Raw genomic sequence first — 18,167 nt, 5'->3', positions numbered from 1 at the left:
GCGGGAGGCCGTCGCACCGGCCCGAAGCCAGGCAAGGCTCGGCATCGATCATTCCAAGCAAGAAATGCGCCAACCCTTCCCGGCGCGGCATGGCGCCGTTTCAGGGCGAATGCCGCGCTCCGTCATGCACTATGATGGTGCAGTGATGAAGAAACTGCCAAGCCGGGGAGCCGAGGCCTCCCCTATCGTGGTGCATCGGCTCAAGGGGGCGTCCCCGAAAGGGAGCGGCCGCGTCAGTCGACGCGCTGTACGTAGAGCGAGACCGGCGAGCTGCGGTGACGCACCTGGCCCTGGGCATCGAGCAGCTCCGCCTGCAGCACGTATTCGCCGCGACCGAGGTCGTTGAGCATGAAGGCGCGGGTATGCATCGGGGTCTGGCTCACCCGGCCGTCGACCAGCAGTTGCACGCGATGGTCGGGGCGCAGCTCCGGCTCGATCGCCAGCTCCACCTGCAGGTTGCCGGCGTAGCTGGCGGGAAGGTCCGCCCCGTGCTGCGGCGAGCGGATGCGAAAGGTGTCGTAGGGCATGAAGGGCTGGCCCGGCGCCTCGCCCATGCGCGGCGCAACGCCCTCGACGCGTGGCGGCTCGGCCCGGGCCCCATCGACCTGCGAAGGGATCACGGTCAGCGGCGCCAGCTCGACCGGCTCGCCGCCGCGCTCGGGGTCGTCGGTGAAGATCACCTTGCCCTGCGCATCGGTGGTGCGATAGATCGTCGTGGCCAGCGCCTCCGACACCAGCGCCAAGCCCAGCAGACACAGCACGAACGCCTTGGCCATGGGGAACTCTCCCGTCGACGGCGGCCCGCGCGGCACCATGCGGTCGGCCGATCTGTCTATGAACGTATTTTGCCGCAACGCTTCGCAACTCAGTGTACGACAAAAAAGGGGCCCCGCGATGCGGAGCCCCTCGTGACGAGCCGGCGGCGTAGCGCCGGTCGCGGCTGCTCAGCAGCTGTAGTACATGTCGAACTCGATCGGATGCGTGGTCATGCGGATACGCTCGACGTCTTCCATCTTCAGCTCGATGTAGGCATCGATCATGTCGTCGGTGAACACGCCGCCTTCGGTGAGGAAGGCACGATCCTTGTCCAGGGCTTCCAGGGCCTGATCCAGGCTGTGGGCCACGGTCGGCACTTTCTTGCCCTCTTCCGGCGGCAGATCATAGAGGTTCTTGTCCATGGCGTCGCCGGGGTGGATCTTGTTCTTGATGCCATCGATACCGGCCATCAGCATCGCCGCGAAGCACAGGTAGGGGTTGGCGGTCGGGTCGGGGAAGCGAAGCTCGACGCGCTTGCCCTTGGGGCTCGCCGTGTACGGAATGCGGATGGAGGCGGAGCGGTTGCGGGCGCTGTAGGCCAGCATGACCGGCGCCTCGAAGCCCGGCACCAGGCGCTTGTAGGAGTTGGTCGAGGCGTTGGCGAAGGCGTTCAGGGCACGCGCATGCTTGATGATGCCGCCGATGTAGTACAGCGCCATTTCCGACAGCCCGGCGTACTGGTCACCCGCGAACTGGTTCTGGCCTTCCTTCCAGAATGACTGGTGCACGTGCATGCCGCTGCCGTTGTCGCCGACCAGCGGCTTGGGCATGAAGGTGGCGGTCTTGCCGTAGGCGTGGGCCACGTTGTGGATCACGTACTTCAGTTCCTGGACCTCGTCGGCCTTCTTCACCAGGGTGTTGAACTTGACGCCGATCTCGTTCTGGCCGGCGTTGGCGACCTCGTGGTGGTGCACTTCGACGCTCTGGCCGATGGCTTCCAGGGTGTTGCACATGGCACCGCGGATGTCGTGGAAGCTGTCGACCGGGGGCACCGGGAAGTAGCCGCCCTTGACGCGCGGACGGTGCGCCAGGTTGCCGCCCTCGAGCTGGCGGTCGGTGGCCCAGGCCCCCTCCTCGGAGGTGATCTTGTACATGGCGCCTTCGATGTCGGCCTTCCAGTGCACCTCATCGAAGATGAAGAACTCGGGCTCGGGGCCGAAGAAGGCGGTGTCGCCCAGGCCGGTGGACTGCAGGTAGGCCTCGGCGCGCTTGGCGATGGAACGCGGATCGCGCTCGTAGCCCTGCATGGTGGCCGGCTCGATGATGTCGCAGCGCAGCACCAGGGTGGCGTCCTCGGTGAACGGGTCGAGGAAGGCGGTACCGTCTTCCGGACGCAGGATCATGTCGGATTCGTTGATGCCCTTCCAGCCGGAGATGGAGGAACCATCGAACATCTGGCCGTTTTCGAAGAACTCCTCGTCGACTGCGCGGGCCGGAATGGTGACGTGCTGTTCCTTGCCCCGCGTGTCGGTGAAGCGCAGGTCGACCCACTTCACGTCATGTTCTTCGATCAGGGCGAGAGTCTTGGCTGACATTTGTGTCCTCCGTTGAGCGATGGCTCGATTCGTTTGGCTGAAGTCCACTGGCGCTGGTTCATGCAGCGCCTGTTGTAACACGCTGTGGGCCGGCTGCCCACGTTCGCCATGCACGAGCATGACGAGCTGCCACGACAAATGCAGGAGGCGTGCCAATCATGCACCAACCAAGCCCATCGAAATAATAATTCGCTGTTTTCCAGGGGAAATATTTTGCACCGCGCTGTATCGGACTGCACCAAGCAGGCTCGACCGGTCTCGCCATGGCCCCTCAGCGCCTAAAAATGGCGCCATAATGGTGCAGCATAACGCGAGACGCACCAAATCAGTGCAAATCAGGCAGGAGGGGTTACGCAGTCTCGATCGACACGCGAGCCTGGCAGGCCCGCAGGCGCTCGAGCAGATCGGGCAGCGCATCGCTGCCCAGCTGCGGGTCGAAGCCGCCGATGCGCTCGAACCAGTCACGCGCCACCCAGAAGGTATCCAGCGGCGAGGGGCGCTGGAGCAACCACCACCAGCGCAACCAGCTGTGGCGACGCACCGGCAGGACGGCCGCGTCCCAGCCGCTCTCGGGTTCGAGATCGAGGTCGATCAGCCGAAGGCTGAGCCAGTCGACGGCACGCCGATCGCCCAATCCGGGAAAGAGCAGGACGTCACCACGGCTGACCCGCACCGCGGCGTTGAATCGGCTGCCCAGGTTGGCGGCACTGCACGACACCAGCATTACCTGGTAGCGCTGCGCCAGGTCAGGTAGCCGGCGATCGCCGGTGTCGTCCACCAGCAGCAGCTCGTACCCCCCCTGCCAGCGCCGGGCGGCCTGCTCGAAGAGGACCATGCTGCGGGGCAGCTTCGCTCCCGCGGCACGCGCATCGAAAATGACACTGGCAAGAGGCATGTCTCAGGCTCCACCGAAGCGGGAAGGGCCGACCGACAATTACGTTACATTCTGCGTAGATAAGTGTAGAAAGGTGTCGACAAAGTTCCCTTGCTGAATTTTGTCCCACTCGATCATCGCCTCCAGACCCCCAATGCCGTGACGGGAGCATTGCCCGGGCAGCCCGAGGCGCATGGCAACCGCCACGCCTCGGGCTGAGAAAGCCATGATGACGAGGTTGTGCTATTCCCTTTCCCCGCTTACCTGTACAATGCGCCTCCACTCCCTACCCCGCGCCTAGGGTACGTTCTTCCGATGTGTACATAGGTGCGCCCCTGTTGATGAGTCACACCTTATGAACACAGCTGTAACCCCCTCTCGCATCGAGAGTTTGCGCAATATTGCCATCATTGCCCACGTCGACCACGGCAAGACCACGCTGGTCGACAAGCTCCTGAGCCAGTCCGGCACGCTCGACCGCAAGGCCGAAGGGCAAGAGCGGATCATGGACTCCAACGACCAGGAGAAGGAACGCGGCATCACCATCCTGGCCAAGAACACCGCGATCCGCTGGCAGGACGGCAGCGGCCGCGACTATCACATCAACATCGTCGACACCCCCGGACACGCCGACTTCGGCGGCGAGGTGGAGCGCGTGATGTCGATGGTCGACTCGGTACTGCTGCTGGTCGACGCCGTCGACGGCCCCATGCCGCAGACCCGCTTCGTCACCCAGAAGGCCTTCGCCCAGGGCCTCAAGCCGATCGTGGTGGTCAACAAGATCGACCGCCCCGGTGCGCGTCCCGACTGGGTCATCGACCAGATCTTCGACCTGTTCGACAACCTCGGCGCCACCGACGAGCAGCTCGACTTCCCGATCGTCTACTGCTCGGCGCTCAACGGCATCGCCGGCATGGACCCGGACGCGCTGGCCGAGGACATGTCGCCCATGTTCCAGGCCATCGTCGATATCGTCGAGCCGCCGGCGGTGGAGCTCGACGGCCCGTTCCAGATGCAGATCTCGGCGCTGGACTACTCCAGCTACGTGGGCGTCATCGGCCTGGGCCGCATCAAGCGCGGCTCGGTCAAGCCCAACCAGCAGATCGTGGTGATCGGCACTGACGGCAAGACCCGCAAGGGCAAGGTCGGCCAGGTGATGACCCACATGGGCCTCGAGCGCGTTCAGACCGAACTCGCCACCGCCGGCGACATCGTCTGCATCACCGGCATCGACGAGCTGTCGATCTCCGACACCCTGTGCGACCCGGCTGCCGTCGAGGCACTGCCGCCGCTGTCGGTGGACGAGCCCACCGTCTCCATGACCTTCCAGGTCAACGACTCGCCCTTCGCCGGCCGCGACGGCAAGTACGTCACCAGCCGCAACATCAAGGATCGCCTCGACCAGGAGCTGATCCACAACGTGGCGCTGCGTGTCGAACAGGGCGAGAGCCCGGAAAAGTTCAAGGTCTCCGGCCGCGGCGAGCTGCACCTCTCGGTGCTGATCGAGACCATGCGCCGCGAAGGCTTCGAGTTGGCGGTGGGCCGCCCCGAGGTGATCATCAAGGAGATCGACGGCGTCAGGCAGGAGCCGTACGAAGAGGTGATCATCGACTGCGAGGAGCAGCACCAGGGCGCCATCATGGAGGAGCTCGGCTACCGCAAGGGCGAGCTGACCAACATGAACCCCGACGGCAAGGGCCGCGTGCGCCTGGACTTCATCATCCCCGCGCGAGGGCTGATCGGTTTCCGCGGCCAGTTCCTGACCCTGACCTCGGGCACCGGCATCCTCACCAGCCGCTTCGACCACTATGGCCCGCTCAAGCCCGACGCCGCCATCGAGCGCCGTAACGGCGTGCTGGTCTCCATGGTCGATGGCAAGGCGCTGGCCTACGCGCTGTACGCGCTGCAGGAGCGCGGCAAGCTGATCATCGACCACGGCACCGAGGTCTACGAAGGCATGCTGGTGGGCATCCACAACCGCGCCAACGACCTGGTGGTCAACCCCACCAAGGGCAAGAAGCTCGACAACATGCGCGCCTCTGGCAACGACGAGAACATCGTGCTGACCCCGCCGGTGAAATTCTCGCTGGAGCAGGCCATCGAGTTTCTCGACGACGACGAGCTGGTGGAGATCACCCCCAACCACATCCGCCTGCGCAAGAAGTTCCTCAAGGAGCATGAGCGCAAGCGCAACAAGAAGTAATTTCGCCATCCGACGATAGCGCCCGCCTCTTTGAGGCGGGCGCTTCGCTTCACGCCATCTCGAAACGAGCGGCTACGCTGTAGGCAACCCCCACAAGACCAGGAGACATCATGCACAAGCACGTGGAATGGGACGACCCCGGCGCCGACAGCGTGATGCGCCACTACGAACGCAGCCCCCAGGGTTATTCGGAGCCGGGGCCCGGCGACATCCTCTCGGCCCGCTTTCAGGGGTTGGTGGCGCGCATCCGGGTCGAGGCCTATGTCGACGGCACCAGCATCGGCCAGGTGGTGGCGCTGATCGAGCCGCGCAGCGGCAAGCGCCTGCAGACCCGCGGCAAGCTGGTGGTCGGCGACACGGTGCGCCTGGCGGATGCCGACCGCGCCTTCGAGCCGCGCCCGAGCGACAACGCCGCACAGGACGAAGAGCCGCAGTGACTTCCATGAACCCGTGCCCCGGTCATCTGTCGTTCCCAACGTATCCTTAACGATCGTCTACTGGCCATGACGCGGGTTGTGTCGCACAGTGTACGCGCCCAACGACCGCCCCTATCCGACCGGAGCTCGTGGGCGCCACACTCGGCTCACAAGGCCACAGGACGACGCTTCGGAAACCACATGAGCACGCACAACGTCTGGACACACAAGGGCACCTTCCTGCTGGCCGCGGTCGGCTCGGCGGTGGGGCTCGGCAACCTGTGGCGCTTTCCGTACCTGACCGGCGAGAACGGCGGCGGGGCCTTCATCCTGATCTACGCCCTGACCATCTTCGCCGTCGGCATCCCGATCCTGATCGCCGAGACCATGCTCGGCCGCGCCAGCCGCCGCAGTCCGATCATGGGCATGCAGTTCCTGACCCGCACCCACAAGACCTCCCGCGGCTGGGTATCGATCGGCTGGCTGGGGGGCGCTTCGGCCTTCCTGATCCTGAGCTTCTATTCGGTGATCGCCGGCTGGGCGATCCACTACACCTGGCTGATGCTGACCGGCTCGCTGGTCGGCGCCGATGCGGCGACCATCATCGCCGGCTTCGATGCGCTGCTGGCCTCGCCGGGCCTGCTCACGCTCTACCACACGCTGTTCATCATCGCGTCGGGGGTGATCGTGGGCATGGGCATCCACAAGGGCATCGAGAGCGGGCTGCGCATCATGATGCCGGCGCTGTTCGTGATCCTGCTGGTCGTGCTCGCCTACGGCATCACCAACGGCGATTTCGCCGCTGCGGCTAGCTTTCTGTTCACCTTCAACCTGGCTGACCTGAGCCTTGAAGGCTGGTTGCAGGCGATGGGCCAATCGTTCTTCACCCTGAGCCTCGGCATGGGCGCGATCATGGCCTACGGCGCCTACATGGCCAGCGACGCCTCGCTGAGCCGCACCGCCTTTGCCGTGGCCTTCGTCGACACCGCCGTGGCCATGGTGGCGGGGCTGGCGATCTTCTCGCTGGTGTTCGGCGCCGGCCTGGACGCCAGCGCCGGGCCTGGCCTGATGTTCGTCACCCTGCCGCTGGCGTTCGCCGAGATGCCTCTCGGTGGGCTGATCGGCGGGGTATTCTTCATCCTCGTGCTGGGCGCGGCGATCAGCTCCTCGATCTCGCTGATCGAGCCGGTGGCCGCCTTCTTGGTCGAACGCTTCGACCTCACCCGCCCCCAGGCGGTGTTCGCCATGGTGGTGGCCAGCTGGGCGCTGGGCCTGCTCACGGTGGTCAGCTTCAACCTGTGGGCCGAGGCCAGCCTCTTCCATACCCTGTTCGGCCGCAGCGCCTTCGACTTCATCGAGCTTCTGACCAACATCTTCATGCCGCTGGGCGGCCTGCTCATCGCGCTGTTCGCCGGCTGGGCGCTGACCCACTCCGAGGTGATGAAGGAGATGCGCACCAGCGAGGCCTGGTTCCAGTCCTGGCGCTTCCTGGTACGCTTCGTCGCACCGGCGGCGGTGGCCTTCGTATTCCTGCGCACCATCCCGCAGGTCGAGGGCTACCTGATTCCGGCCGCCGGTGCGCTGATCATCGTCGGCGCCTTCGCCGCCGGGCGCACCTTCCTGGTCGGCAAGCGCCAGGCGCAGTAGTACGACACCTTGCCGCCGCCTTCGGGCGGCGGCTCGATATACGCCACCCGACCTCACACCAAACAGTGGCCGGGTGCATAACAAAGATATAAACGTGCAGGAACCAACATGCCTTCCATCATCGACGTCAGGCACGTCCACAAGGCCTTCGGTGGCCTGAAGGTCATCAACGACTGTTCGATCCAGGTCGAGCAGGGCTCGATCACCGGGTTGATCGGCCCCAACGGCGCCGGCAAGTCGACGCTGTTCAACATCATCGCCGGCGCGCTGCCACTCGACAGCGGCCAGGTTCTGCTCGATGGCGAGGACATCACCAACCGCCCCGCCAACGAACTGTTCCACAAGGGCCTGCTGCGCACCTTCCAGATCGCCCATGAATTCTCCCACATGACGGCGCTGGAGAACCTGATGATGGTGCCGCCGCGCCAGGCCGGCGAGAGCCTGTTCGACGCCTGGCTCAAGCCGGGGCTGGTGCGCCGCGAGGAGAGCGAGGTGCGCCGGAAGGCGCTCGAGGTGATCGACTTCATCGGCCTGCACCACGTGCGCAACGAGCTGGCCGGCAACCTCTCCGGCGGGCAGAAGAAGCTGCTCGAACTCGGCCGCACGATGATGACCGATGCCCGCGTGGTGCTGCTCGACGAGATCGCCGCGGGGGTCAACCGCACCCTGCTGGGCGACCTGGTGAGCAACATCGAGCGGCTCAACCGCGAGATGGGCTACACCTTCCTGGTCATCGAGCACGACATGGACATGATCGCGCGGCTGTGCGACCCGGTGATCGTGCTGGCCCAGGGCAGCGTGATGGTCGAAGGCACCATCGAGGAGATCCGCAACAATCCTCAGGTGATCGAGGCCTACTTTGGTTCCACCGCCGCCTGAAGCCAGGCGCACAGACCCGACAAGAAGAACAGCCACGATAGCGCAGAGAATCCACGATGCCATTACTCGAAGCACGCGACGTGCACGGCGGCTACGGCGGCATGAACATCCTCAACGGGGTGAATATGTCGATCGAGGCCGACGAGGTCGGTGTGATCGTCGGCCCCAACGGCGCCGGCAAGTCCACCATGCTCAAGGCCATCTTCGGCCTGCTCACCGTCAGCCAGGGCGAGATCCTGCTGCGCGGCGAGCCGATCCACAACCTGCCGCCCAACAAGCTGGTGCAGAGGGGCATGGGCTTCGTGCCCCAGGAGAAGAACGTCTTCCCCAGCCTCACGGTGAAAGAGAACCTGGAGATGGGCGCCTTCCTCAAGCCGGGCAACGTCAAGCGCATGCTGAGGCAGGTCTACGACTTCTTTCCGCCGCTCTACGACAAGCGCCACCAGCCCGCCGGCGAGCTCTCCGGCGGCCAGCGGCAGATGGTCGCCATGGGCCGCGCGCTGATGGCCGAACCCGAGGTGCTGCTGCTCGACGAACCGACCGCCGGCCTCTCCCCGCTCTACATGAATGAGATCTTCGAGCGGGTGAAGGAGATCAACGCCGCCGGCGTGGGCATCCTGATGGTCGAACAGAACGCCAAGCAGGCGCTCGCCATCGCCGACAAGGGCTTCGTGCTGGCTGCCGGCAAGAACCGCTTCACCGATACCGGCGCCGCCCTGCTCGCCGACCCGGAAGTGGCCAAGAGCTTCCTGGGCGGTTGAGCCCGGAGCCGTACTGGAGAGTGAGTCGTGAACGAACTGGTTTTCTTCATCAACAACGTGATCGTCGCCGGCAGCGTGACCGGCTCGATCTATGCCATCGGCGCCATCGGCGTGACGCTGATCTTCAGCATCATGCGCTTCGCCCACTTCGCCCATGCCGACATGATGACCTTCGGTACTTTCATGGTGCTGCTGTTGACGCTGGCCTTTCCCGGCGTAGGCGGCGCGGTGGGCCTGCCCACCCCCATCGTCATGCTGCCGCTGGCCATGGTGCTCACCGCCCTGCTCGCGGTGGGCGTCGACAAGACCTTCTACAAGCCGCTGCGCGCCCACGGCGTCAAGCCCATCGTCATGGTGATCGCCTCACTGGGCGTGACCCTGATGCTGCAGGGGCTGATTCGCCTGTTCGCCGGTACCGGTGCCCAGAACCTGTACCTGGCCGGTGAGCGCAAGGAGATCTACCGCCTCGAGATGCCGTTCGAGCTGGCGAGCCGGCCGATCATCGTCACCGAGCCGCAGATCATCCTGTTCCTCCTGACCATCGTCTGCGTGATGGGGCTGCACCTGTTCCTCAACCGCACGCGGCTGGGCAAGGCGATGCGCGCCATGTCCGACAACCCCGACCTGGCGCGGGCCTCGGGCATCAACACCAACCACATCGTGGCGGTGACCTGGGTGATCGCCGGCGGGCTCGCCGCCATCGCCGGCACCCTGCTGGCGCTCGACGTCACCTTCAAGCCCGACCTGAGCTTCTTCCTGCTGCTGCCGATCTTCGCCGCGGCCATCGTCGGCGGCGTGGGCCATCCCTACGGGGCCATCGCCGGCGGCTTCGTGGTGGGCTTCGCCGAAACCCTGGCGGTGTTCAACTGGGCGGTTCTGCTGCGCCCCTTCCGCGACAGCCTGCCCGAGTGGCTGGCCCAGGCCGGCAACCTCGCCTTCGTCGGCACCGAGTACAAGATCGTGGTGCCCTTCTTCATCCTGGTGGCGATCCTGGTATGGCGCCCCACCGGCATCTTCAAGGGGAAGGTGATCTGATGAGCACGCAACAGACCGAACGCCGCGAAGACATCGTCGCCGCGCCGTCACGCTTCCCGCTTCGCGAAGTCATCCTTTTTGGCGCCCTGCTGGTCGTGATCCTCGGCGTTTACGCCGTGATGGGCAGCGCCTACAGCACGCGCATGCTGGTGGAGGCCGCCTGCTATGCCATCCTGGCCCTGGGGCTGACCATCCAGTGGGGCTACGCCGGCCAGTTCAATGCCGGGGTGATGGGCTTCGTCGCCCTGGGTGCCTTCGCCACCATGTTCTTCAGCGTGCCGGCCAACGAGGCCTTCTGGGGCACCGAGCTGCCCGGCGAACTGGGCAGGGCGCTGCTCTACGTGGCCGCCTCGATCCTGCTCGTGTATGGCGCCACCAAGCTCGACCGCCTCGGCGTGCCCAGGAAACTGCGCACCCTGATCGCCATCGTGCTGGCCGTAGTGCTCTACCTGGTGGTGATCAGCGTGCTGCGCAGCGTCACCGGCGAGATCGAATCCCGCGCCGGCTTCATCGGCGGCCTGGGCCTGCCGGCCTGGAGCGGCTGGATCGTCGGCGGTGCGCTGGCGGGCGCCATCGGCTACTTCATCGGCCACATCTGCCTGGGGCTGCGCAGCGATTACCTGGCCATCGCCACCCTCGGCATCGCCGAGATCATCAAGGCCTTCCTCAAGAACTCCGACTGGCTGACCCGCGGCACCGCCACCGTCTCGCCCCTGCCCTGGCCCACGCCGGGTCCCAGCACGCTGGGGTTCACCCTGGCCCGCGCACTCTATCTGTCGGTCACGGCGGTGATGATCGCAGTGATCTTCTTCCTGCTCCACCGCGCCTACCATGCGCCCTGGGGGCGCATGATCCGCGCCATTCGCGACAACGAGATCTCCGCCGCGGCGATGGGCAAGGACATCAACCGACGCCGCCTGGAGATCTTCGTGCTGGGCTGTATCCTGATCGGCATCGGCGGCGGTGCGCTGGCCTCGTTCAACAGCATCTTCGATCCCAACGGTTTCCTGCCGCTGAACCACACCTTCCTGGTGCTGGTGATGGTGATCCTCGGCGGGCCCGGCAACAACCTGGGCACCATCTTCGGCGCCGTGGCGGTCTACATCATCTGGCTGATGTCCGAACCGCTGGCGCTGTTCCTGATGCACGGGGCCGCGGCCATCGGCGAGGGCTGGTTCGGCTGGGAGCCGCCGGGGAACCTCGACAGCCGCGCGCTGCAGGCCCGGGTATTCGTGATCGGCCTGCTCATTACCCTGGTGCTGCGCTTCGCGCCGCAGGGGTTGTTGCCCGAGAAAGTCAAACACCACGGGTAGAGAGGGTGGTTTATGCGACATAAATCCGCTCCTCTCTAAAACCTTCATTCAATAAGAAAGGCCCCGGCGGGAATTCCCGCCGGGGCCATTGCACTTGCTGCTTCAGTTCAGGCCTGGATTAGTCCTGAATCAGGCCCTTGCCGACGAAGGCACCGCCTTCCACCGCCATCTCGACCACCACACCCGGCACGTCGCCGTTGTCGTCGAACTCGTGCCTGCCGGAGGCCCCCTCGTAGTTGATCTCCTCGCCGGCGGCGATCAGCTCCAGGGCCTTCTCCCACTCGCCGGGCAGGATCGTTTCGCCGGGGGCGGAGGAGACGCTACGCAGCGCCTCGGAGAGGCCTTCGCGCTCGGCGCTGCCGTTCTGCTCGATGGCCAGCGCCAGCAGGAAGGCGGCGTCGTAGGCCTGGGCGGCGAACACCGCGCTGGGGTCGAAGCCGGCCTCCTGGGCCGCTTGGTTGAAGATCTCGGTGCCCGGCAGTTCGGGGCTGCCCGGGCGGGTCGCGATCATGCCCTCGAGGGCATCCGCGCCGACCGCGCCGACCAGCGAATCCCCGACCATGCCGTCGGCACCGGCGTACTGGGTGAACGCACCGCTCTCATAGGCCTGGCGCAGGATGGTCTGGCCCGAGCCGTCGGCATAGGCGAGCACCACCAGGGTCTCGGCGCCGCTGGAAGAGAGCGAGCCTAGCTCGGAGCGGTAATCGGCGCGGCCGTCCTCATGCGCCAGGTTCTCCGCCACCGTGCCGCCGCCGGCCTCGAAGGCCGTGGTAAAGGCATCGGCCAGGCCCTGGCCGTAATCGTTGTTGACGAAGGTCACCGCCACCTCGTCGAAGCCCTTCTCGAGCATCAGCTTGGCCAGGATCTCGCCCTGGTAGGCGTCAGACGGCACGGTGCGGAACACCAGGTCGTTGTCGTCCAGCTCGGTCACCGCCGGCGCGGTGGAGGCCGGCGACACCATCACCACGCCGCCGGGAATCGCCGCACTGTTGGCCGCCGCCACGGTCGCGCCGGTACACAGCGCCCCGACGATCGCCGTGACGTTCTCGGTGTTGACCATACGGTCCGCCGCGTTGGATGCCGCCGAGGCATCGCTACAGGTGGTATCGGCATTGGGCATGGCCAGCTCCTGCCCGCCAAGGATGCCGCCCTGCTCGTTGATCTGCTTCACCGCCAGCCGCGCGCCGTCGAAGATCGGCGGGGTCAGGCTCTCGATCGGGCCGGTGAAGCCGCCGATGAAACCGATCTTCACTTCCGCCTGCGCCGCGCCAGCGAATGCCACGCTGGAGGCAGCGATTGCCATCGCCAAAACGCTCTTCTTCATTTGTTCTTCTCACTCTGGTGATTGAAGTGTGGGGTGATTGAGGTGTGGTGATTTACGTCTGGTTACGAATGAACGTCACCCCCTTAATCTGGAAGGCCCCGAGGCAAAACACAAGCCCCCCATACCAACGTTTGAGCCTTGCTGCACAGCGCCAAGCCCTTATCAGTGATGGAAAACCCAACACGGTACTGCCGCGCGCGTTCAACGCTCGCGACCCTGGCCCGCCGGCCTTCGCCTATACTCAAGTCCGCAGTCCGCCACCTCACGCCTACGACAACAGGAGCCTCCCATGCGCCCTGCATCCCTCTCCTTCGCGTTGCTGGCATCGCTCGGCCTTGCCACCGGCGCCCACGGCTTCACGCCCGCCGGCAACGACATCGTCTACGAGGTCGGCGACGATAGCTTCGAAGGCTACTACAGCCCCGCCCAGGGCGACGCCCGCGGCACGGTGCTGATCGTGCACGACTGGGACGGCCTGGGCGACTACGAGCGCCAGCGTGCCGACATGCTGGCCGAGCAGGGCTTCGATGCCTTCGCCGTCGACCTGTTCGGCCAGGGCAACCGCCCCGAGAGCACCGAGGCCCGCCAGGCAGCCACCCGGGCGCTCTATTCCGACCGTGAGCGCATGCGCGAGCTGACCCTGGCCGGCCTGGACGAGGCCCACGAGCAGGAGGTCGCCGAGGGCGTGGTGATCATGGGCTACTGCTTCGGCGGGGCCGTGGCGTTGGAGCTCGCCCGCTCCGGCGAAGCCGACAACGTGGCGGGCTACACCAGCTTCCACGGCGGCCTGGCCACGCCGGAGGGCCAGACGTGGCCCGAGGCGGTGCCGCCACTGCTGATCGCCCACGGCGGTGCCGACACCAGCGTGACCATGGAGGACCTCAGCGGCCTGGTGGAAGAACTCGAAGCCATCGAGGCGACCTACACCATGGAGATCTACTCCGGTGCTCCGCACGGCTTCACGGAGTTCGACAGCGAGCGCTACCAGGAGCGCGCCGACCAGGCGTCGTGGAGCGCCTTCCTGGCCTTTCTCGAGGAGGTGCTATGAGCCGACAGACACGCCCCCTGGCCATCACCGAACTGACGGGAAGCCACCATGAGATCGGTGCGGAGCACGGCCGCATCCACCGGCACCTGATCGAGCGCAGCCTTCAGGTCTACGCCCAGCTGTTCCATGACTTCGTCGGCCTCCGCTGGGCAGAGGCCCGCGACCGGGCCTGCCACTTCGAGGCCCAGATCGCGCAGGGCTTTCCCGAGATACTCGAGGAGATGAACGGCATCGCCTGGGGCGCGGATGTCGACTTCATCGACATCTTGACGCTGAACTGTCGCAGCGAGATCGCCCTGACCCAGGCCGACGGCGGCTGCTCGGCCTTTTCCCTTCTGCGACACGGGCAGCAGTGGCTGGCGCAGAACTGGGACTGGCGCCACGATCAGCTCGACAACGTGGTCGCCCTGCACATCCAGGGCGACGGACGCCCCGCGCTGGTGAGCATCGGCGAGGCCGGCATGGTCGGCAAGGTCGGCCTGAACGCTCGCGGCATCGGTGTCTGCCTCAACGCCATTCGCTCGCAGACCTGCGGTGCCGGGCTGCCGATCCATATCGCCCTGCGCAAGATCCTCGAAAGCGAGGACATGCCGAGCGCGCTCGCCGTGGCCACCCACCAACGAGTCTGCTCACCGGCTCACTTCCTGCTCGCCGACGGCGACGGCCAGGCCGTGGGTCTCGAGGTACAGCCCGGCGAGCCGGGGCGTATCCTGCCGCGCGGCGGCATCGTCACCCATACCAACCATCTCTATGCGGACAACACCCCCTGCCCGGTGCGGGACTTCCCCCGCGTCGACTCCTGGCCGCGCTTGTGTCGCCTCGACGCGCTGCTGCACGATGAGCTGGCCGCGGATGCCGACCTCGACGAGGCCAGCCTGTTCGACATCCTCAGCGATCATCAGGGCGCTCCGCTGTCGATCTGCCGCCACTTCAACCCGGACCAGCCCGCCGAGGAACGCATGGAGACCCTGTTCTCGGTGGTGATGAACCTGAGCGAGCGGCGCCTCACCGTGCGTCACGGCAAGCCCTGCGAGAGCGCCGACAGCCTGAGCATCGCCCTGGGCTGACGCGTACCGACCGCTCAGGGAAGCGGGCCGGCAGCGGGCAGTTCGCCTTTCAGATAGCGCTCGGAGATGAGCAGGAACGAGCGCCGGAACAGCTCGTGCCGAGCCTCCTCCCGGTACAGTTGAAGCAGCTCCCACTCCTCTTCGGAGAGGCTGGTGTCCTGGCGCGGATACTCTCGGGCCAGGCGTACCGACCCCGGGGGGGTATCGCGGATCAGCCACCTGGGCTTGACGCCGCGGATGGCGGTATTGGCGCTATGCGACATGGCGACCTCCGTTCGCGCTACTAATGATAACAATTATCATTAACCATGAAGAATCTAGCCGCCCGCCTGACCTCTGTCAAATGACACAAAGAAAAATCATTCTCGTTATCTTCCCCGCTTGCCGAGGCCGCACGGGAGTGGTACATAAGCTAACGCATACCATTCTCATTTGAAGAGGGGACGAATCATGAAGCGACTGATGCTGCCCGCCCTGCTTTCCGGCCTGATGCTTGCCGCCACCGCCCAGGCCAGCTCACCCACCGAGCACTTCAAGGGTGAGCCGGCCGACACCCTGAGCCAGGCCATGGCGAACTTCTCCGAGTACAATCAGCAATTGGCCGAACTGCTCGCCCAGGAGGAGCCGAGCCTCGCGGACCTCGGCACCATCCACCAGCTCACCTACACCCTGGAGAATGCCCTGGAGAAGATCAACGAGGAGGTGGAGACCCTGGCGGTCAACCTGGAGGAGGTTCACCAAGGCTCCGAGACCGGTGACTTCGAGCGCGTGCAGAGCCACGGCGCGGACTACCTGGAAGCGGCGCAGACGCTGGCGCCCTGAGCCTTCGCCTCATCGGCTCCGGTGGGCAGGCGCCGGCCGGAGCACTCCCTAGCCCGCCAGCGCCTCCTCCACCACGGCCCGCGCCTCGGCGCTCATCGGCAGGGCCAGTGCCAGTTCCCGGGCGCGCGGCGACATCTTCTTCCAGGTCATCTGCACGATGCGCACCAGGTGCTCGTGCTCCACCTGCTTGGAGAAGTCGGCGAAGTAGTTTTCGAGGAACACCAGGCAGGCACAGTCCTCTACCGCCTGGGTGCCCGGGTCGCGGCCCAGGCCCTGCTTGCGAATCATGCGCGAGACCTCGGCGGCGTCCTGCGCCGAGTAGCCGGACGCCTCCATCACCCGCGCCGTGGTCTCGCCGGCCCGCTTGCCCTGGTCGCGGCGCCAGGTGAGATAGCCCACGCGCCCCTCTGGGTATTCGCTGCGCGGCACCTCCCAGCGCTGCAGATGCTGCGAGCGCACCGCAAGCTGCACCAGCTCGCTCGGGGCCTCCACCACCTGTGCCAGCCAGGCGCTCATTCGCCCCGCGTGCCACAGCTCCAGAGGCAGGGACTGGCCCTCGACTTCCACCCGACGGGGGTCTTCGGCATGCAGGGCATCGAGTTCGGCGATGGCGCGCTGAAACGGCGTTTGATCTGGCATAGGAAAGTCCGTGCAAGTCATTATCGCCACAGCATACCGCATCCGGGCATGGCGCCGACAATCAAACTCTTTTGCCAAGCCCAGGCAGACAACTTGTAACTAACTGAATTCCAACTAACTTAAGAGAACACCTATCGACCGCGCGGAGAGATGTCGCCATGCCACGTAGCGTTCTGCTGCCCGTTTTCGCCCTGCTCACGCTCGGCATTCCCCATGCCGGAGCGCAAGACACCGGCGTCGACCCCGCCGACGATCGGGTCGAAGCGGAACTCCGGCAAGAGCTCGAACAGACCCAGGGCCAGCCCATCGAGACCCTCAAGCAGGCCGTGGACGCCCTTGAGCTGCGTAACGACCTGCTCGACGTACTGATGGCCAAGGAAACGCTGACCGACGGCGACCTCGCCATCCTCCAGCAGCTCACCGAAGATATCGAGAACGCCCTGGCGAAGGTCGAAGAAGAGGTCGGCACCATGCGTGAGCGGGTACGGGAAGTTCGCGCAAGCGCCGACAGCCAGGGCCAGGAGGGCCTCCGCGAAAGCGGCAGGGAGTACCTGGATCGGGTCAGGACGCTAATGCAGTAAAATAAACACCCAACCCCCTGACGCGGAGCCTGCATGTCCCTCTTCTCACGCCTCAAGGAAGTGGCCTCGCCCACCATCGGCCTGGGCTGCATGAACCTCTCACACGGCTACGGCAACCCAGTGCCCGAGCCCGAAACCCTGCGCGCCCTCGAGGAAGCCTTCGAGATGGGCTACCGCCATTTCGACACCGCCACCCTCTACGGCGCCACGGCCAACGAGCGGGTAGTGGGCAAGGCGCTTGCCGGCAAGCGCGATCGGATCCTGCTGGCCAGCAAGTGCGGCATGGCCATGGACCCCGAACTCGGCAGGAAGGTCATCGACGGGCGACCCGAGACGATCCGCCGCCAGTGCGAGGCGAGCCTCACACGGCTGCAAACCGACCACCTCGACCTCTACTACCTGCACCGCCTGGACCGCAACGTACCCATCGAGGAGAGCGTCGGCGCCCTGGGGCGGCTGGTGGAAGAAGGCAAGATAGGCGCCATCGGGCTCTCCGAGATCTCCGCCGCGACCCTGCGCCGCGCCAGAACCGAACACCCCATCGCCGCGGTGCAGTCCGAATACTCGCTGTGGACCCGCAACCCCGAGATCGCCCTGCTCGACGCCTGCCGAGAAGCCGACACCGCGCTGGTCGCCTTTAGCCCGCTGGGGCGCGGCTTCCTGGCCGGCGCCGTGACCGACGCCACCCAGCTCACCGAGAACGACGTGCGCCGCGGCATGCCGCGCTTCAGCGCCGAGAACCTGCCGCAAAACCTGCGTCAGCTGGAAAAGCTCCAGGCCATCGCCCGCGAGCGGGGAGTTACCACCGGCCAACTCGCCCTCGCCTGGCTCAAGGCCCAAGGCGACGACGTGATTCCCATCCCCGGCACCCGCTCAATCGCGCATATGCGCGAAAACCTCGCCGCGGAAGACCTGCGCCTGGATGCCGACACCATCGCGCGGTTGAACGCACTGCTGACACCGGACCAGGTGGCCGGCGCCCGCTACAGCGAAGCGCTGCAGGCAGAGATCGATACGGAGGAGTTTGGGGGATAGGGGACGGCTCGCCAGAGAGGTTTCGCCACCATACGGTTTTTAGCTGCCTGTGCGGCAGCTCACCCGAAACGCACGAACATTTCGTCGATGGAGTAATTCTGAGCTGCCTATGCGGCAGCTCACGTGCCGGTCGACGTCGAGTACATCGGCCGCATTTTCTGAGCTGCGTGTG

General features: G+C 65.7%; 18 protein-coding genes and 1 CRISPR repeat array (1 of these 19 cut by a window edge). Of the genes, 12 read left to right on the top strand and 6 right to left on the bottom strand.

The window, feature by feature from the left end; all coding sequences use genetic code 11:
* Positions 1-233: 233 nt before the first annotated feature.
* The 3 genes from I4484_RS01785 to I4484_RS01775 all read right to left on the bottom strand — a co-directional run bounded on the left by I4484_RS01785 (position 234) and on the right by I4484_RS01775 (position 3,246).
* Positions 234-776, bottom strand: coding sequence for a DUF4124 domain-containing protein (locus tag I4484_RS01785; RefSeq protein WP_197449341.1), 543 nt, complete (start codon positions 774-776; stop codon positions 234-236).
* Between the two features lie 168 nt (positions 777-944).
* Entirely contained in the window at positions 945-2,351 is a 1,407-nt protein-coding gene (glnA, locus tag I4484_RS01780) for a glutamate--ammonia ligase (protein WP_197449340.1), read from the bottom strand.
* Positions 2,352-2,700: 349 nt separating this feature from the next.
* Positions 2,701-3,246 (bottom strand): hypothetical protein, encoded by a 546-nt coding sequence (locus I4484_RS01775; protein ID WP_197449339.1) that lies wholly within the window; start codon positions 3,244-3,246, stop codon positions 2,701-2,703.
* Positions 3,247-3,580: 334 nt separating this feature from the next.
* Between I4484_RS01775 and typA the strand changes: the two genes are divergently transcribed.
* From typA to I4484_RS01740, 7 genes are all read left to right on the top strand, one after another.
* Entirely contained in the window at positions 3,581-5,428 is a 1,848-nt protein-coding gene (gene typA / locus I4484_RS01770) for a translational GTPase TypA (protein ID WP_197449338.1), read from the top strand.
* Positions 5,429-5,538: 110 nt separating this feature from the next.
* Positions 5,539-5,865 (top strand): hypothetical protein, encoded by a 327-nt coding sequence (locus tag I4484_RS01765; protein ID WP_197449337.1) that lies wholly within the window; start codon positions 5,539-5,541, stop codon positions 5,863-5,865.
* Between the two features lie 180 nt (positions 5,866-6,045).
* Positions 6,046-7,491: a sodium-dependent transporter gene (locus tag I4484_RS01760; RefSeq protein WP_197449336.1), complete on the top strand. Its 1,446-nt coding sequence runs from the start codon at positions 6,046-6,048 to the stop codon at positions 7,489-7,491.
* Positions 7,492-7,599: 108 nt separating this feature from the next.
* On the top strand, positions 7,600-8,370 hold the full coding sequence (locus tag I4484_RS01755; protein WP_197449335.1) for an ABC transporter ATP-binding protein: 771 nt from the start codon (positions 7,600-7,602) through the stop codon (positions 8,368-8,370).
* 56 nt (positions 8,371-8,426) lie between these two features.
* Positions 8,427-9,131: an ABC transporter ATP-binding protein gene (locus I4484_RS01750; RefSeq protein WP_197449334.1), complete on the top strand. Its 705-nt coding sequence runs from the start codon at positions 8,427-8,429 to the stop codon at positions 9,129-9,131.
* Between the two features lie 27 nt (positions 9,132-9,158).
* Positions 9,159-10,166 carry a branched-chain amino acid ABC transporter permease gene (locus I4484_RS01745; RefSeq protein WP_197449333.1) on the top strand — a complete coding sequence of 336 codons (1,008 nt, stop codon included), beginning with the start codon at positions 9,159-9,161 and terminating at the stop codon, positions 10,164-10,166.
* Positions 10,166-11,479, top strand: a complete 1,314-nt coding sequence (locus tag I4484_RS01740; protein WP_197449332.1) for a branched-chain amino acid ABC transporter permease — start codon at positions 10,166-10,168, stop codon at positions 11,477-11,479. Before I4484_RS01745 ends, I4484_RS01740 begins: the two co-directional genes overlap by 1 nt.
* Positions 11,480-11,597: 118 nt before the next feature.
* Here the strand turns inward: I4484_RS01740 and I4484_RS01735 are convergent, their stop codons facing one another.
* Complete coding sequence (locus I4484_RS01735; RefSeq protein WP_254799123.1) at positions 11,598-12,782, bottom strand: ABC transporter substrate-binding protein; 1,185 nt, start codon at positions 12,780-12,782, stop codon at positions 11,598-11,600.
* Positions 12,783-13,092: 310 nt separating this feature from the next.
* Between I4484_RS01735 and I4484_RS01730 the strand changes: the two genes are divergently transcribed.
* Together I4484_RS01730 and I4484_RS01725 are read left to right on the top strand one after the other, a co-directional pair.
* Positions 13,093-13,851 (top strand): dienelactone hydrolase family protein, encoded by a 759-nt coding sequence (locus I4484_RS01730; protein WP_197449330.1) that lies wholly within the window; start codon positions 13,093-13,095, stop codon positions 13,849-13,851.
* Positions 13,848-14,918 (top strand): C45 family peptidase, encoded by a 1,071-nt coding sequence (locus tag I4484_RS01725; RefSeq protein ID WP_197449329.1) that lies wholly within the window; start codon positions 13,848-13,850, stop codon positions 14,916-14,918. Before I4484_RS01730 ends, I4484_RS01725 begins: the two co-directional genes overlap by 4 nt.
* Before the next feature lie 14 nt (positions 14,919-14,932).
* Here the strand turns inward: I4484_RS01725 and I4484_RS01720 are convergent, their stop codons facing one another.
* Entirely contained in the window at positions 14,933-15,181 is a 249-nt protein-coding gene (locus I4484_RS01720; protein ID WP_197449328.1) for a hypothetical protein, read from the bottom strand.
* Positions 15,182-15,368: 187 nt separating this feature from the next.
* On the opposite strand from I4484_RS01720, the gene I4484_RS01715 reads away from it, so the two are divergent.
* Positions 15,369-15,740 (top strand): DUF6746 family protein, encoded by a 372-nt coding sequence (locus I4484_RS01715; RefSeq protein ID WP_197449327.1) that lies wholly within the window; start codon positions 15,369-15,371, stop codon positions 15,738-15,740.
* A gap of 48 nt (positions 15,741-15,788) precedes the next feature.
* On the opposite strand, the gene I4484_RS01710 is transcribed toward I4484_RS01715, so the two are convergent.
* A complete protein-coding gene (locus I4484_RS01710; RefSeq protein WP_197449326.1) occupies positions 15,789-16,379 on the bottom strand; it encodes a DUF4202 domain-containing protein in 591 nt (196 codons plus the stop codon).
* A 158-nt stretch (positions 16,380-16,537) separates the two neighbouring features.
* Between I4484_RS01710 and I4484_RS01705 the strand changes: the two genes are divergently transcribed.
* Together I4484_RS01705 and I4484_RS01700 are read left to right on the top strand one after the other, a co-directional pair.
* Complete coding sequence (locus tag I4484_RS01705) at positions 16,538-16,960, top strand: DUF6746 family protein (protein ID WP_197449325.1); 423 nt, start codon at positions 16,538-16,540, stop codon at positions 16,958-16,960.
* A gap of 33 nt (positions 16,961-16,993) precedes the next feature.
* Positions 16,994-17,995 (top strand): aldo/keto reductase, encoded by a 1,002-nt coding sequence (locus tag I4484_RS01700; RefSeq protein WP_234283649.1) that lies wholly within the window; start codon positions 16,994-16,996, stop codon positions 17,993-17,995.
* A gap of 36 nt (positions 17,996-18,031) precedes the next feature.
* Positions 18,032-18,167: a CRISPR direct-repeat array (repeat unit 27 nt); it runs 251 nt beyond the window's last position.

It is taken from the genome of Halomonas sp. SS10-MC5 (assembly GCF_015992245.1).
Lineage (GTDB): Bacteria > Pseudomonadota > Gammaproteobacteria > Pseudomonadales > Halomonadaceae > Halomonas > Halomonas sulfidoxydans.
The sequence above is the reverse complement of the archived record's forward strand: the minus strand, read 5'-3'. Positions and strand labels throughout refer to the sequence as shown.

Excerpts from the sequence above, each read along its gene's own strand:
- I4484_RS01785 (WP_197449341.1), bottom strand. The coding sequence starts at position 776 with ATGGCCAAGGCGTTCGTGCTGTGTCTGCTGGGCTTGGCGCTGGTGTCG.
- glnA (WP_197449340.1), bottom strand. The coding sequence starts at position 2,351 with ATGTCAGCCAAGACTCTCGCCCTGATCGAAGAACATGACGTGAAGTGG.
- I4484_RS01775 (WP_197449339.1), bottom strand. The coding sequence starts at position 3,246 with ATGCCTCTTGCCAGTGTCATTTTCGATGCGCGTGCCGCGGGAGCGAAG.
- typA (WP_197449338.1), top strand. The coding sequence starts at position 3,581 with ATGAACACAGCTGTAACCCCCTCTCGCATCGAGAGTTTGCGCAATATT.
- I4484_RS01765 (WP_197449337.1), top strand. The coding sequence starts at position 5,539 with ATGCACAAGCACGTGGAATGGGACGACCCCGGCGCCGACAGCGTGATG.
- I4484_RS01760 (WP_197449336.1), top strand. The coding sequence starts at position 6,046 with ATGAGCACGCACAACGTCTGGACACACAAGGGCACCTTCCTGCTGGCC.
- I4484_RS01755 (WP_197449335.1), top strand. The coding sequence starts at position 7,600 with ATGCCTTCCATCATCGACGTCAGGCACGTCCACAAGGCCTTCGGTGGC.
- I4484_RS01750 (WP_197449334.1), top strand. The coding sequence starts at position 8,427 with ATGCCATTACTCGAAGCACGCGACGTGCACGGCGGCTACGGCGGCATG.
- I4484_RS01740 (WP_197449332.1), top strand. The coding sequence starts at position 10,166 with ATGAGCACGCAACAGACCGAACGCCGCGAAGACATCGTCGCCGCGCCG.
- I4484_RS01735 (WP_254799123.1), bottom strand. The coding sequence starts at position 12,782 with ATGGCAATCGCTGCCTCCAGCGTGGCATTCGCTGGCGCGGCGCAGGCG.
- I4484_RS01730 (WP_197449330.1), top strand. The coding sequence starts at position 13,093 with ATGCGCCCTGCATCCCTCTCCTTCGCGTTGCTGGCATCGCTCGGCCTT.
- I4484_RS01725 (WP_197449329.1), top strand. The coding sequence starts at position 13,848 with ATGAGCCGACAGACACGCCCCCTGGCCATCACCGAACTGACGGGAAGC.
- I4484_RS01720 (WP_197449328.1), bottom strand. The coding sequence starts at position 15,181 with ATGTCGCATAGCGCCAATACCGCCATCCGCGGCGTCAAGCCCAGGTGG.
- I4484_RS01715 (WP_197449327.1), top strand. The coding sequence starts at position 15,369 with ATGAAGCGACTGATGCTGCCCGCCCTGCTTTCCGGCCTGATGCTTGCC.
- I4484_RS01710 (WP_197449326.1), bottom strand. The coding sequence starts at position 16,379 with ATGCCAGATCAAACGCCGTTTCAGCGCGCCATCGCCGAACTCGATGCC.
- I4484_RS01705 (WP_197449325.1), top strand. The coding sequence starts at position 16,538 with ATGCCACGTAGCGTTCTGCTGCCCGTTTTCGCCCTGCTCACGCTCGGC.
- I4484_RS01700 (WP_234283649.1), top strand. The coding sequence starts at position 16,994 with ATGTCCCTCTTCTCACGCCTCAAGGAAGTGGCCTCGCCCACCATCGGC.